Here is a 15,142-nt window from a genome sequence, read left to right as displayed (position 1 = left end):
GACAAGCCAATACAATGAGCACAAGCCGGAATGTAAGTTTAAATCTATCCCGATGAACAGGTTGATCGTAACTATTCTGATTGCTGTGGCTATCCTTTGCAGCACGCTGGCATATTCTCAAACGGTTACTGATATTGATGGCAACGTTTATCAGACAGTCCGAATCGGAACTCAGACGTGGCTAAAGGAAAATTTAAAAGCGACGCATTACCGCAATGGCGACGCAATACCCGAAGTTCAGGACTCGGTTTTATGGGTGGCACAAAAGACGGGCGCTTGGTGTAATAATGAAAATCTGCCCGCAAACGGAGATATTTACGGAAGGCTTTATAACTGGTATGTCGTCAACGACCCGCGAAACATTGCACCTCAAGGCTGGCATATTCCTTCTGATGCTGAATGGAAAAAGCTGGAGATATTCTTGGGCATGCCTCCACAGGTAGCTAACCTTGCGGACTATAGAGGTACCAAAGAAGCAAATGCCCTGAAGCTGGCAGATACAACCACTTACTGGACTTTGGATTGCTGCCCCGCCCCCGGACTCTCAAAAAACAAGGGGACTAATTCAAGTGGATTTTCAGCGCTGGGGAGTGGCTACCGAATCTATTTAAACGCCGGAGGGCATTACACGTCTTTTCAAGCGCCTACCGGCAACGCTCAATTTTGGAGTTCTACATTACAGAATGATTCCACCGCTTGGCTTCGTCATTTGTGTACCTATCATGAGGATATTTACAGGTCTCCTTGGCCTTTACAAAATGGCAGCTCCATTCGTTTGATTCAGGATACGGCTCTTGTCTTGGATTTAGAAAAGAGGGGAAATAATCAAATGGACATTTATCCCAATCCGGCGAAATCCTATTTCAATGTTGTGTTGAATAATGTTGGAAATAGTCAATTACAAATATTTAATGTCGTCGGCGAGTTGGTGCTGCAATCGGAATTAAATGAAAATCGGAATCTGGTCAGCATTGAAAATCTTTCCAAAGGAGTCTATATCGTGAAACTGGCAGACCGGGACTTTAGCACCATCAGAATGCTGCTCAAAGAATAGACAGGGATACCGTAACGCAGACTTTGTTACGTGCGGAAGAGCGGGGTGCCAATCTTGAAGAGATAGAAGATGTTTTGAGAACGGTCGAAAGGGTTTATGAACGCAACGAAGGTACTGATGATATTACGTTGGACACGCCCCCCAAGTAGGCTGTTTAGTGTTCAAAAAGAAAGATTCTGCCTCCCTCCCCTTATCCCAACAAAAGAGAACTTTTTTCTTTCCCCCCCCCCCCCCTCCACTATTTTGTAAAGGTGCTGACTGCAGTACCAGTTTCCCACCTCAAATCATTCCCTATTTTTGTCCCTATGAATAAAACTGTTTATGATTTCGAATTAAAGGACATTAAAGGAGCCAAACTAAAGTTGTCTGCTTTTAGGGGAAAGAAAATCTTATTGGTTAATACTGCTTCGGAATGTGGCTATACCCCGCAATACGCCCAACTAGAAGAACTGCATCAAAACTTTAAAGACAAAGTGGAAGTGGTTGGATTTCCCTGCAACGATTTTGGCGGACAGGAGCCGAGAAGCGAAGCGGAACTGGAGCAATTTTGCGAGCTGAACTATGGCGTCACCTTTCCCCAATCTTCTAAAATCAAAATATTGGGGCATGAATCGCATCCGCTGTATCAGTATTTGACACAGAAGAAACTCAATGGCTTTGCAGATAGTGAGGTCAAGTGGAATTTCCAGAAATATCTCTGTGATGAAAACGGAAAACTAATTGGCGTGTTTTCACACGCGGTGAGCCCCGTGTCGGAAGAGATTTTACACGCCATAGAAAAACAAGATGCACTTTAAAGAAGTTGTTGGACAGGAGGAAATAAAAAACCGCCTGATGAAATTAGTGCGTGGAGAAAGAATTCCTCACGCAATGATGTTGGCCGGGCCTGAAGGAAACGGCGGACTGGCTTTGGCGCTGGCACTGTCCCAATATATTCATTGTGAAAACAAACAGGAGGAAGATTCCTGCGGCAATTGTCCTTCGTGTATCAAGAATCAGAAATTCATTCATCCCGATTTACATTTCACCTTTCCGGTCATCACCAAGAAGCCGACGGAAAGACCTATCAGCAGCGACTATATCAGCGAATGGCGCAACGCTCTGACATCGAACCCATATATGAATGCCAATGAATGGTTGAAACAGATAGGCGCAGAAAACCAGCAGGGAAATATCACCGTCCGAGAATGTCACGAAATCATCCGCCGGATGAGCTTGAAAACTTATGAATCTGATTATAAAATTCAGATTATCTGGCTAGCGGAATATCTAAGAGAAACCGGCAACACACTCTTGAAAGTGATTGAAGAGCCGCCTGCGGATACTATCTTCATATTGGTAGTAGAAAATGTAGAGATGATATTGAATACCATTCTCTCTCGCACCCAAATCATTAAGGTGAATGGGATAGACGATGCTTCTATCAAAAATGCCTTGTTGCAAAAGTTTGAAATATCTGATGAGGCTGCTCAACGCATTGCGCGCATGGCGGATGGCAATTTTAATGCGGCACTTTCTATGGCCGATGGTCATGAAAATGCGAACGATACCAGTTTGCGCAAATGGTTGGGCTATTGTTATAATCTGAAAATGAAACCCTCTGCTGCCAATACAGAAAACTTATTCGAGTTTATTGAGGAGGCAGCTAAATGGGGTCGCGAAAATCAAAAGATATTTATCAGATATGCGCTGTTCTTCCTTCGGGAGTGTTTGCTAATCTGCGTCAGTGGACATTCTGAGAAATTAGAAGGAGAAGAGTTGAAGTTTGCTAAGGGACTTTCCGAGAAATTGGATGATGAACAAATTCAAATTCTTACGCAGTTGCTCAACCGGATGTATTATCATGTAGAACGAAATGCCAATCCGAAAATATTATTCACTTCCAACTCCTTCCAGATTGCCTCGGTTTTTAAGCAGGAAGTAGTGGAGATAGATTGATGAAGCTATTTCGTCGGATGAAAAAGATAAATTTCTATTCTGGTCCTGCTATTCTTCCTCCTGAAGTGGTGGTTAAGGCAGGTGAAGCCATTCAGAATTTTGCCGGAACGGGATTGAGTATTCTGGAGATTTCACACCGCAGCAAGGAGTTTATTCAGGTGATGGAAGAAGCGCGAAATCTAGTGAGAGAATTGATGGATTTGGATAAAGACCACGAAGTGTTATTTCTACAAGGAGGTGCTTCTTCTCAGTTTTATATGGTCCCAATGAATCTTTTAGGTAAGGACGAAACGGCCTGTTTTTTAGAAACCGGACAATGGGCGCATCTGGCAATGGAAGAAGCGTTGACTTTTGGAAAAGCTCACATTGCTTGCTCCTCCAAAGAAGAGAACTATCGTTTCATACCGAAGAATATCTCACTGCCCGATTCTTCAAAGTATTTGCACCTGACTACCAATAATACCATCTATGGAACCCAACTAACGACAAGTTTTATCTCGCAGCTCGCAGCTCAAAGCTCTTGGCTTGTGGCTGACATGAGTTCAGATATCTTTTCCCGTCAGATGGATTTCAATCAGTTCGATTTGATTTACGCCAGTGCTCAAAAGAATGTTGGCGCAGCAGGAATCACCATTGTAGTAGTGAACAAAAATATTTTAGGAACAGTGGACAGACCCATTCCTAAAATGCTGGATTATCGTTTACATATTGAGAGAGATTCTATGTATAACACGCCATCTTCTTTTGCCGTTTATATTTCTTATCTCACTCTGAAATGGATTAAGCAACAAGGATTAAAAGCAATAGAAGAAAGAAACATACGGAAAGCCAGAAAACTTTATGAAGTGATTGACTCCAGCAAAATCTTTGAAGGAACCGCAGACGATGAGGATCAATCGCTGATGAATGTTTGCTTCACCATCAAGGATAAATCCTTAGAGGAAAAATTCCTGAAGTTTACCTCCGAAAGAGGAATTGTTGGTATTAAAGGTTATCGCACCGTTGGTGGCTTTCGGGCTTCGATTTATAACGCCATGCCGGAAGATGGCGTGGATATATTAGTGGATGCCATTAAAGAATTTGAAAACAAACAGGCGTAAATAAAAATGCCGAAGAGATTCTCTCCGGCATTGATTTATTTCGTTCAATCTTTGGAACTATTTTACCGCTCCCCTTTCAACTCTTTTGAAGGCCGTTACAGTCAATCCGCCTTCAGCTGAAGTAAGAACTTGCTGAACGGTTTTGCTGCCATCCTTTACAAAGGGCTGAGTTAACAAGGTATTTTCCTTGATATAGGTATTCGCCGCACCCTCGGAAATTTTATCTAGAATACTCTCCGGTTTTCCGGCAGCTACAGCCTTTTCACGAGCCACCGCCTTTTCTCTTGCTAAAACATCTGCAGGAACTGCGCTGGCATCCAATGCAATTGGATTCATAGCGGCAATTTGCATTGCTATATCCTTCCCAACGGCACTAACATTATCATTCAGCCCCTTGTTCAAAGCGACCAGAACTCCAATTTTATTTCCCATGTGGTTATAAGGGATGATGCTTTCTCCTTCAATGGTTTCATAAGCCGATACGTTAATCAACTCACCAATAGCAGAAACTTTCTCTTGTACTTGTGCTTTGACGGTGGAGCCGTTTAAATCAAGTTCCAGCAATTCTTCCAGAGTCTTAGGGGCCTTAGCAAGTGCCAAGTCTGCAATCGCGGTTGCGAACTTTACAAACTCCTCATTCTTTCCTACGAAATCAGTTTCGCAGGAAAGGTATACTGCTACACCTTTTTTGTTGTCAGCAGATGTTTTTGCTATAACCACCCCTTCTGCCGCTGCACGACCTGCGCGAAGTTCAGCCACCTTAGCTCCTTTCTTACGCAAATAGTCAATCGCTGCCTGCACATCTCCATTGGCTTCGGTCAATGCTTTCTTACAATCCATTAAACCTGCACCGGTCAGGGTTCTTAATTCATTTACTTGTGATGCTGTGATCGTTGTTGCCATGTTATCTTGTTTTTATGATTTGAATAATTACTGTTTTTATAAAAAAAAATGAGATGTTGACTGAAGAAGTCTCACATCTCATTTCATTAAGCTTGTTGATGTTATACCTTCTTCGCTCCTGGCGCGCCCCTAGTAATCCGACTTCTGCCTTGACCACCGGTACCAGCCGCACGCTTCTTAGGTGCTGCTTTCTTGTCTGCATCGCTGCCGCCATCTTCTTCAAGACCACCGTCTGCATCGTATTGTGAATCTGCGTTTTCATCTTCTGAATCCGCACCATCCATCCCTTCTTGTGAAGCGGCACGTTCTGCCAAACCTTCTGCAATTGCATCGGCGATATAGTTGGTCAATATTGCAATAGACTTTGCTGCATCGTCATTACCGGGAATTGCAAAATCAACTTTCGTAGGATCAGAATTTGTATCTACGATTCCAATAGTATTCACGTTTAAGCGCTGAGCTTCTTTCAAAGCAATATTCTCGTGCATGATGTCCACCAGAAATAAAGCAGCCGGTACGCGGGCCATTGCAGCCACACCACCCAATACTTTTTCCATTTTCTCTTTTTCGCGGGTCAATACCAACTTCTCTTTTTTGGTAACGCTTTCCAATGTTCCATCGGCCAGCATTTTTTCAATGCTCTGCATTTTCTTTACAGACTTACGAATGGTCATGAAATTGGTCAACATACCTCCCAGCCATCTTTCAGTAACAAAGGGCATTCCTACACGGAGAGCCGCTTGTTTCACCACTTCCTTTGCTTGCTTTTTTGTCGCAACAAAAAGAATCTTTCTTCCGCTCTTCGCGATGGATTTAGCTGCTAAGGCTGCCTCTTCCAACTTGTCCGAAGTACGGTTCAGGTCAATGATATGAATCCCCTTCTTTTCGCCGAAGATAAAAGGCAGCATTTTGGGGTTCCACTTCCTTCTGAGGTGACCGAAGTGAACCTGAGCTTCCAATAAATCTTTATGGTCAATTCTTTCCATGATATATTTCTGATTATTTTTTTGAAACAATAATTAACGCTTAGAATACTGTTCTTGCTTACGGGCTTTGCGCAAACCAGTCTTTTTCCGCTCCACTTTACGGGCATCGCGGCGAAGCAATTTCGCTTTTTTCAAAACGGGTCTCTTCTCTGGATTATCAATGATCAAAGCACGGGCAATAGCCAGAGAAATAGCTTCTGCCTGACCTTTTGTTCCACCACCAAACACTGTGATGGCAATATCAAACTTACCTTCGCTTTCCGACAATTTTATCGGAGATTCCACTTTGTTCTGTAGATACTCCAATGGGAAAAAATCCTGATGGTCTTTCTTGTTAATGGTAATAACGCCTTTGCCGGCCTTCACCAAAGCGCGGGCTACTGAGGCCTTTCTTCTTCCTACGGTAATTTTTTCCATGGTTTATAATGATTTTGGTTTTTGTGCAGCGTGCGGATGCTCGGCATTAGGATAAACAAAAAGTTTCTTAAACATTCTGTTTCCCAGCGGGCTTTTAGGCAACATACCTTTCACAGCATGTTCAATTAGCATGTTAGGTTTCTTTTCAATAATCTCTTGCGGAGTGGCATGACGCTGTCCTCCCGGATGACCGGTATAGCGCACCAGCGGACGATCCGTCATTTTCTTTCCGGTCATTCTTACCTTGGCTGAATTGATGATGATGACATAGTCACCACAATCATTGTTTGGAGTAAAAGTGGGCTTGTGTTTCCCGCGAAGTACCGAAGCAATCTTGGAAGTCATTCTTCCTAGTGTCTTGCCCTCGGCGTCCACGATGAACCATTCGCGCTTCACGTCTTTTTCAGCCACCGTTACGGTGCTATAGCTGCGTGATTTCATATTGAATTTCTATTTATTGTTTTTAAAAAGGAGCGCAAATGTAGCTTTCTGCTCCATAGTTTGCAAGTATTTGGAAAGAATATTTTCGTGCTGCATTCATAAACCATTACGAAGCAGGCTCAAAATGGCATAGATTTTTTTCTACTGCGGATTTAGCACGGTGAATTTCAGACCTAATGCAATCCGAACTCTGCAATCCTCCATTTTCTAATCCCTTCTCCTTCCCAGCAAGATGGATATGTAATATAGTAGTGTTGCCAGAGCAGACAGTGCAGCGACCACGTAAGTCATGGCAGCCCACCACAGCGCATCTTTTGCCATTTCATGCTCCTGCGAAGTAGTAATGCCAGATGAGTCTAACCAAGCTAGTGCGCGATTCGAAGCATCAAATTCAACGGGCAACGTGACGAACGAAAAAGCTGTAATCATCGTAAACAATGCAATACCTATAATAAGTGGTATCGGAGTAAACTGAACCATTAAAATTCCTGCTAACAAAATCCACTGCATATACTTAGAAGCAAAACTGACCGATGGAACCAACTTAGAACGTAAACCCAGCCAAGCATAAGCCCGGGCGTGTTGCACTGCATGGCCGCACTCGTGCGCTGCCACCGCCGCCGCTGCTACACTCCGCCCATTATAAACTTCTGGCGAGAGGTTCACCGTCTTATCTAATGGGTTATAATGATCCGTTAACTGACCTTCTACCGATATAACCTTGACATCCGCGATATTGTTATCTGCCAACATCTTGGCAGCCACCTCCGCACCTGTCATCCCGCCGCGAAAAGTCACCTCGGAGTACTGTTTGAACTTGCTCTTCAGCCTCCAGCCTACCAGCCAACTCAACACCATGAAAACAATTACAATTACATAAATCCCCATCATGTTCTTTATCTTTTATTTTAATGAGCAATGGTAACCACAATTACCATGCTAAGAAATTTTTTATAAACAATTTGTCAATATCTATGACGAAATGTCCGATGCGATATTTTAATACATAAACCTGCTAATACTCGAAACTCGATAATTTGTAACAACTTCTTGGCTGTCCTTTACTGTTACCTTATTTGCTATAAACATCTCATGACTTCTGTGTGCCCTTATCTTTGAATGATGAAGGAAGTCTATTGAGTTACTCGCCTATTTTGCATCATCTTTTTTGCTAGGGGCCAAGGTTTAAAAAACAGAAAATAGCCAATACAGACCCGAGGAGTTAATATGTTTATAAATAGATTTTCATTCATTTGATAGAAAGACCTACATTTAAACTTCATTAACCAAAAAACTTTGAGATATGAACAGGGAAGAACTTCAGGATATGTTGCAGAATCTGGATGAGGATGGAATACAATATGCTCACTTCTTAGGTAACCATGAACACCCCGGATACTTCGGGGTTATGGTGCGCGAACGTACGCCCGAATACATTAAAAAGTGGCTACCTCATGACAACTTAAAGGACTATTCTCTTGCCTTAAGCATTCCGGTGGACGATGCAGAGTTTTTGGATTATATGTTGCAGACTTACACGGATCAGATAGATGTACCTGTTTTGCGCAAACTCTGCAAACTGGAAGGAACGAGCAATCCTCAGAAATTTGTGGATGGGTTTCATGCTTGGAGGCAGGAGCGCATCCGTGTAAAACGCGAAAAATTTCTGTCGCAATATCCTTGGGAAGTTACCTCGAGCATACTGAAAAACTCCGGCACATAAGGCTTTTAGTTTTCTATTTTCGCCCCAATGCTTACTTTTAAAGGTATCCTGACGGTTACTCTTACTTTATTTGCCGTTGTGGATATTATCGGCAGTTTGCCGATAATTATTTCTGTCAAAAAACATGTTCCCCACTTCCGTCCTTTATTGGTTACCGTAGCGTCGGGAGTACTGATGGTATTTTTCCTTTTTGTGGGGGAGACTTTTCTTGGCTTTATGGGTATAGATGTCCGCTCTTTCGCATTGGCGGGCTCTATTGTGCTCTTTGTTTTAGCTATGGAAATGATTTTGGGCATAAATATTTTCCGCGCTAACCCCGAAGATGCGCGATCAGGAAATATTGTGCCACTCGCCTTTCCCCTTATCGCCGGTTCTGGTACGCTTACTACTATTCTCTCGCTTCGTTCCGTTTATAATCCTTTTGAAATTCTGGCAGGCATTGTCATTAATCTGGCGATTGTCTTTATTGTGCTGTGTGCCAGCGACTGGATAGAGGAAAAGCTGGGTGACGCGATATTGGCAGCGGTAAAAAAATTATTTGGCGTGTTGCTTCTGGCTATCGCTATCCGCATTTTCAGCACTTACGTCAATTTTTAGTAAAAGAATTTAGTCCCTCCGGCAAATGCGTGCAAACTCGCAGTATTCGCAGCGCTTAATATCTGGTGTTTTGGTAAAAGGGATTTCGGGATTTAACAATTCGGATAAAACACTTTGAAGTAGTTCTTCAAAGCTCCCTAAGATTTCCCTATTCAGAATATCATTTTTGTCAATCTTCCAGGAATCAAATCCACCAGGAGAATTTCTCAACCAGTAAATACCGGAGCGAAGGCGGACGTCGGGCGAACCTTTGCTTTTCCAGTAAAGCCAGGCATAAGTCATTAACTGAACTCCTTTGGCATATTTGGGATCGGTGGCCAACAAAGGAAAATTATCACTGGTGATGCTGATACCTTTTTGACCGCCGGTTTTATAATCGGCTACGCTGACAATGCCGCTGCTTTCTTCCACCCGGTCCACCTTGCCTTTCACTTTTACTTGGTGACCACTAACGGTCAGCACCTGTTCCATATCGCTTTCCAGCAAAAGCAATTTCATTGAACTGCCGGAATCATCCAGCATCTGGAGATTGCTTTGTTCCTGCTTTAGAAATTCCCGGATTAGCTTTAAGCAAACCCGGTAGAGCAGATAGTTCTTGCCACGCTTTAAAGATTCATCATCAAAGCGCTCGGCAAAAGATTGGCGCAAGAGTTGGTCTATGATTTCTTTCTGACTGGCAATGTTTTTCACGAAGTCAACCGAAAGTTCTTTGCCCAAAACATCCTGATAAAGTTTCTCCAAAACATCATGCACCGCCGAACCCAGCGTGGCGGCCTCAATGCTTTCTTCGATTTCATCTTGTTCCCGCAACCCTGCGATGTAACGGAGGTAGTATTGCAGCGAACAATTGATATAGGTATTGATAGCAGAAGGTGAAATGCCCCGCGATGAAAGATTTGAAAGCAATGATTTCAGCAGGACTTCATCTTTCACGATGGAAATCTTGTCATCCGGTATATGAGGCGGTGGGTCAACGGAATAAACCAAATCATTAATAATGGCTTTTGGATTGGCTTCTTTCAATTCATGTTGTAATTGCAGAAGGAACCTACTTTTTTCTCCCCCGCCCATTTCATCGCTTTCGGTGTTGTAGAGCAGGTAAACATTTTCTGCTCGTTGCAAGAGGCGATAAAACAAATAAGCGGAAACAGCATCCGCTTCCTGATGTGTCGTGAGGAATTCCCTGCGCATTTCGTAGGGAATATAAGTGTGTTGCTTTTTGCCAGAAGGGAAAATCCCCTCATTCATGGACAGAATAATGATGTTTTTAAAATCCAGACAGCGGGTTTCCTGCATACCCATAATCTGCAAACCTCGTATCGGTTCGCCGTCAAAAGGAACGCGGACCGAACGGATATTTTCCATCAGGAGTTTGCGGAGTGATTTTGTATTTAGTTCTGATTTGTTTTCCTGCAAAATGTTTTGAAGATTCTTCAGCGTGTTGTTGATATGAAACAGCAACTCCACATCCACACTCAAATCTCTCTTCTGTGAACGGGTGGCTTTCAGAAAATGAATTCTCAGGGAATCAACAAGTTCTAAAAGCTTTACGAGATATTCCTGCGAATTTTCCGTAAACCAGAATACTCTTTCAAACTCACTATCCTTAAAAACATCTGCCAGTTCTTTATGGCTCACCACCATGCGGTTAAATTCCCGGATGCGTTGAACAAAAATGCTCACTGCTTTTTTATCGGGAATGAGATAAGACACGTAAGGATGATGGAGTAAATCAAAAATGTCGCGATAATAATAGCGAAGCTGCCGACCGGAGGCCTTGAAGCGCTCTATGTTTTCATGAAGCGAGAAGATAGACTTTAGTAACTCAGCTATGGAAGATTCCTGCAAGGGAAAACCCATAGAAATATTCAAAGCCGAAATATTTTCAGGAATGGCAGAGAGAAGTGGATTCAGTAATTTATTGTCCAACACAATCACCGCTGTTTCCTTTTCCGTCTCTTCATTTAATTTGAGCTTGTTGACGAGAATATCAGCCGTCACTTTTGTTTGACCGATGTTTTTCGCCACACCGACGATATGGATGTTTTTGGGAGCAGAAGCAATCAAATTATTTTTCCAGCCACTATCGTCTATTCTAAATTGCTTTTTATACTTCCTAAAAAAAGAACCAGCTTCCTGAAACTCATCATCTACATAATACTTATCCGAATCCCAGATGATTTCAGCGATACCTTTATCGAGCAGGACTTTGATTATTTTTTCATCGCTCTTATTCATACCGCTGAAACCTACGAGATAAATTCTTTCTTCCATGCCGATGGACATGGACTCCATTTTATCTGCCACATCGCGGTAAATCATACCCGAATATCCTTTCTTCTGTTCCAGCAGTCTTTCGCGCAAAGCGAAATAAAGTTCACGGAAAGTATGCCAGAATTTTTTGTAACGCAGTGAATACTCGGAAAGTTCCGTCGCTGGTTCATATACTTTCAGCGATTGCAGCTTTTCGAGATAATTAAAGAAAGGCTTAGCCTCTGCTAATTGCAAATCCACTTCATTAAAGTCACTGAGCATTACTTGCGCAGTAGGAATAAATTCATCCAATGTTTCTTCACCACCTTTGGCGCGATAAACTTCAAACAACTCCGTTGTTTGTTCTAAAGACTCAATGAGTGCCAGTTCACTCTTGTCATATACCCAATCTTGCAAGGTGGTAATATCAGGAGCCCAAATAGTTTCTCCAGAAGCATCTTTCAATGCCTGACGGAAATAAACACAAGAACGATGATTAGGCATCAGAACAGTGACGCCGCTCAGATTGTTTCCATGCTTCGAAAGAATATACTTGGCTGTTTTGGCCAGAAACTTTTCCATCAGACTTCTTCTACCGTTTTATCTTCCGTATAGACCAAAAACTTCTTCACCCATTTGAAACCGAACTTCATCAACTCCGAAGCATAATCATTTAACTGTTGGATATGCTCATTCTTTTTCTTTCCGGTTTTATAATCAATCACAATAGCCTGTTCTCCATCAATTACCACCCGGTCGGGAATCCTAGTAAACTTTGGAGAGAGAAATCCTCGTTCATTAATCACCTTGAAAGGAGGTTGGAAATAAATGCGGATTAAATCCTGATTCATTAGGGCGATTATATCATCACTCATTTCTTTTCGCTCTTTTTCATTCATCAAGCCCTCGTTGAACATCTTGTTTAATACCTTGGGGACATCTGCTGCATATTTCACCTGTTTCAAAACTTCGTGCATCAGGGTGCCTCGGTTTATCTTCTCTACCTTTTCTTCATTCCAAAGTAGCTGGGAATTTTTTCGGATGCTTATCTGTTTCGCTTCGCGCGACGCACTCTTTACTTTTTGCTTTTCATAAATACTTAATTCGCTTCCCTTTTTGTCTTTTTGCACTTTGACGCTATTCACATCACCGAACTCATACACCTTGTATCCATCCCAACTTCCATTTAACTTTAGAAAATTGATAAGCAGGGCGGTGACAGAATTATTTTTCTCCGGTTCCTTTTTCGGTTCGGTAGAAAGGATGTAAAGCATGTCCTCCGGTCGGGTGGTGCCAACATAAACCAGGTTAAGCAAGTCCAGAAAAGAATTGGCATCTTCCTCTTCATACAAAGTGGCGTATTCTGTTTCAAGCACATCCTTACTCACTGGAAGAATACCGGTATGAAAACCTTTGAGCCAAGGCTTGTCAATATTTATCCAGAAGTTTTTCTTAGAATTTTTCTGTGGCCAGTCGGCATCGGCCATAATAACCACCGGAAACTGCAAACCCTTTGATTTATGCAACGTCATAATCTTAACAGCATCGAGCGTTTCGGGATAAATGATACTACGGTTATATTTCACTTCGTTCCACCAGCCGAGAAACTCGCGGATATTGCTGCGATTGCGCGAAGCAAAAACCATTGCTTCATCCAAAAAGAATTGTAGAAAAGGGTCTTCCTCCATCAGCCCATAAAACACCGATAGTTCATGCAGCAGGTCCACCAAGGAATAGCTGATAAAATCATAAGTGTGAAACTCCTTACTCAAGAGTTTCGAGATGTTTTCCTCAAAAGCCGTATCGCTGCTTTTAAAATTGAATTGTTCAAAGCGGAATTCTTTCTTCAATAACAGCAGATGGATATAGTAAACCATTTCAGCTCGGGCAATGTGATTTTCTTTCTGGTCGAAGTAATTAAGCGTAGAAAGAATCAATTGCACTTTGGGCGAGTTGTTGATTAACAAGCTCTCGGAAGAAACCACCGGTATCCCTTTTTCAATCAAATAGGATGCGATGATGGTTCCGTGGATATTGCTGCGCGTAAGCACAGCAATATCCTTCAGTGAATATCCTTTGTTTTTTGATGATTCAATGATTTCCTCCACGCGGCGACAGCGTTGTTCATCCAAATCATTTTCTTCTTCATTCAGAAATTCAATACTCACATATCCGCCTTCCTCGTTTCTACCTTGCTTTTGTGCATGGTCTAAATAGATGCTCTTGTTCTTCAGTTCCGGCAATTCAGAGAGCGTATCATAAAAGCGGTTGTTGAAATTCACTACCTCCTTTCGACTGCGATAATTGAAAGCGAGATTATGCAATTCGGTTCCATAGTTTTGAATCGCCACTTCACGCTCTTTCAAAAGCATGTCTTTATCGCTGCCATAGATGTCTGGCAGCATTGCGAACTGTTCCACTTTACCATTACGGAAACGATAAATCGCTTGCTTGCCATCGCCCACCACGAGGCTGTCTTCACTTTTGAATTGCGAATTCTCGATCAAGGGCAGAAGATTTTGCCATTGAAGTTCAGAAGTGTCTTGATGTTCATCAATCAGGATATTGTCATACCACTCGCCGATGCGCTCATAGATGATGGGCGCATCCTGTTCTTTCACAATAGCATGAATTTTTTTCTGAAACTCGGAGATATGCAGGATGTTGTTCTCCTTCTTGTATTCATTCATCAGCTTTTGAATGTCTGTTAGCAGGATGAAAGAATAGAAATTGCGCAAGAGCAAACGCGCCAGTTCAAAATCGGAGCCTTGTTTACTATAAGACTCTGCAATGTTGTTATAATGTATGGTGAGCGCACTTTTAACGCCCTCCACCATTTGCAGGTCGGCTTCGCTTAATTTGCTGCCCGTCCATTTATCTTCCGAAATAGTTTTGAGTACATAAGAATTGCCAACCGGAGCATTGGGAAATTCTCCATTGGCATATTTTGAGAAGAAACCAAAGATGCCTTTGTCGCCATAGTAGAAATGTTTGGACGTTAGACCGGAATTCAATATCAGGTCAAATGCTTTTTTCCCTTCAGCGAAAAGTTTGGCTTCAAACAATGCGATAAACTTATTCAGTGCTTCGCGCTGCTGCCTTAGTTCGCTGAATTCTACCCCCGCTAACTTTTCCAAATGCGGATAGGCATCTTCATTAAAAAGCTCTTTGCCTAGATTAACCAGACTGTGTTCCAGATTCCAACTCTTGCCCTCCTCAATATTCGATTCGGCAAACTCGACGATGGCATTTGTCACTTGGTCATCTTCCTCGCTCAACCGGTCCATCAATATCTCGATAGTTTCGTTCAGCAGTTTGTCCCTATCCATCTCCACCTCAAAATTCATGGGCAAGTGCAGATCATGTGCAAAAGAACGGATGATGCGATGCGTGAAGCTGTCAATCGTACTCACCGAAATATCGGAATAGTTATGCAGGATGCTTCGCAGAACATTGCCCGCTCGCTTCACTACTTCATCATTATCAATCGCCAATTCTTCCGCCAATTCTTCTGTCAGCTTCTTTACTTTTTCATGCCGGTTCTTGATTTGCTCCAGCGCGAGGATGATGCGCTCTTTCATTTCATTGGCCGCCTTGTTGGTGAAGGTGATGGCGAGGATATGCTTGTATTTGTCCGGTTGTTTTAGCGACAGCAATAAAAATTCTTTAACCAATGTATAGGTTTTTCCTGAACCGGCGGAAGATTTAAAGATTTTAAGCATGAGGAATG

Annotated in this window: 13 protein-coding genes; 6 read left to right on the top strand and 7 right to left on the bottom strand. The window is 42.5% G+C overall.

All coding sequences use genetic code 11. The features are described 5' to 3' along the window. Positions 1 to 52: 52 nt before the first annotated feature. The 4 genes from IPP77_11250 to serC all read left to right on the top strand — a co-directional run bounded on the left by IPP77_11250 (position 53) and on the right by serC (position 4,092). Entirely contained in the window at positions 53 to 1,054 is a 1,002-nt protein-coding gene (locus IPP77_11250) for a T9SS type A sorting domain-containing protein (protein MBL0310221.1), read from the top strand. 305 nt (positions 1,055 to 1,359) lie between these two features. Next, a complete protein-coding gene (locus tag IPP77_11245; GenBank protein ID MBL0310220.1) occupies positions 1,360 to 1,851 on the top strand; it encodes a redoxin domain-containing protein in 492 nt (163 codons plus the stop codon). 37 nt (positions 1,852 to 1,888) lie between these two features. Then, positions 1,889 to 2,992, top strand: a complete 1,104-nt coding sequence (locus IPP77_11240; protein MBL0310219.1) for a hypothetical protein — start codon at positions 1,889 to 1,891, stop codon at positions 2,990 to 2,992. A 17-nt stretch (positions 2,993 to 3,009) separates the two neighbouring features. Continuing rightward, positions 3,010 to 4,092 (top strand): 3-phosphoserine/phosphohydroxythreonine transaminase, encoded by a 1,083-nt coding sequence (gene serC / locus IPP77_11235; protein ID MBL0310218.1) that lies wholly within the window; start codon positions 3,010 to 3,012, stop codon positions 4,090 to 4,092. 57 nt (positions 4,093 to 4,149) lie between these two features. On the opposite strand, the gene IPP77_11230 is transcribed toward serC, so the two are convergent. From IPP77_11230 to IPP77_11210, 5 genes are all read right to left on the bottom strand, one after another. Further along, positions 4,150 to 4,995 (bottom strand): elongation factor Ts, encoded by an 846-nt coding sequence (locus IPP77_11230; GenBank protein ID MBL0310217.1) that lies wholly within the window; start codon positions 4,993 to 4,995, stop codon positions 4,150 to 4,152. 101 nt (positions 4,996 to 5,096) lie between these two features. After that, a complete protein-coding gene (rpsB, locus tag IPP77_11225) occupies positions 5,097 to 5,981 on the bottom strand; it encodes a 30S ribosomal protein S2 (GenBank protein MBL0310216.1) in 885 nt (294 codons plus the stop codon). A 33-nt stretch (positions 5,982 to 6,014) separates the two neighbouring features. Further along, entirely contained in the window at positions 6,015 to 6,398 is a 384-nt protein-coding gene (gene rpsI / locus IPP77_11220) for a 30S ribosomal protein S9 (GenBank protein MBL0310215.1), read from the bottom strand. A 3-nt stretch (positions 6,399 to 6,401) separates the two neighbouring features. Continuing rightward, positions 6,402 to 6,839, bottom strand: coding sequence for a 50S ribosomal protein L13 (gene rplM, locus IPP77_11215; GenBank protein MBL0310214.1), 438 nt, complete (start codon positions 6,837 to 6,839; stop codon positions 6,402 to 6,404). Positions 6,840 to 7,046: 207 nt separating this feature from the next. Continuing rightward, entirely contained in the window at positions 7,047 to 7,730 is a 684-nt protein-coding gene (locus tag IPP77_11210; protein MBL0310213.1) for a zinc metallopeptidase, read from the bottom strand. A gap of 412 nt (positions 7,731 to 8,142) precedes the next feature. On the opposite strand from IPP77_11210, the gene IPP77_11205 reads away from it, so the two are divergent. Together IPP77_11205 and IPP77_11200 are read left to right on the top strand one after the other, a co-directional pair. Continuing rightward, a complete protein-coding gene (locus IPP77_11205; protein MBL0310212.1) occupies positions 8,143 to 8,562 on the top strand; it encodes a hypothetical protein in 420 nt (139 codons plus the stop codon). Between the two features lie 27 nt (positions 8,563 to 8,589). Continuing rightward, positions 8,590 to 9,159 (top strand): MarC family protein, encoded by a 570-nt coding sequence (locus IPP77_11200; GenBank protein MBL0310211.1) that lies wholly within the window; start codon positions 8,590 to 8,592, stop codon positions 9,157 to 9,159. 9 nt (positions 9,160 to 9,168) lie between these two features. Here IPP77_11200 and IPP77_11195 read toward each other — a convergent pair whose 3' ends face one another. Next, a complete protein-coding gene (locus tag IPP77_11195; protein MBL0310210.1) occupies positions 9,169 to 11,994 on the bottom strand; it encodes a PD-(D/E)XK nuclease family protein in 2,826 nt (941 codons plus the stop codon). Further along, positions 11,994 to 15,134, bottom strand: a complete 3,141-nt coding sequence (locus IPP77_11190) for a UvrD-helicase domain-containing protein (protein MBL0310209.1) — start codon at positions 15,132 to 15,134, stop codon at positions 11,994 to 11,996. Before IPP77_11190 ends, IPP77_11195 begins: the two co-directional genes overlap by 1 nt. Positions 15,135 to 15,142: the final 8 nt, after the last annotated feature.

The sequence above is a fragment of the Bacteroidota bacterium genome (assembly GCA_016722375.1).
Taxonomy (GTDB): domain Bacteria; phylum Bacteroidota; class Bacteroidia; order Chitinophagales; family LD1; genus Bog-950.
The sequence above is the reverse complement of the archived record's forward strand: the minus strand, read 5'-3'. Positions and strand labels throughout refer to the sequence as shown.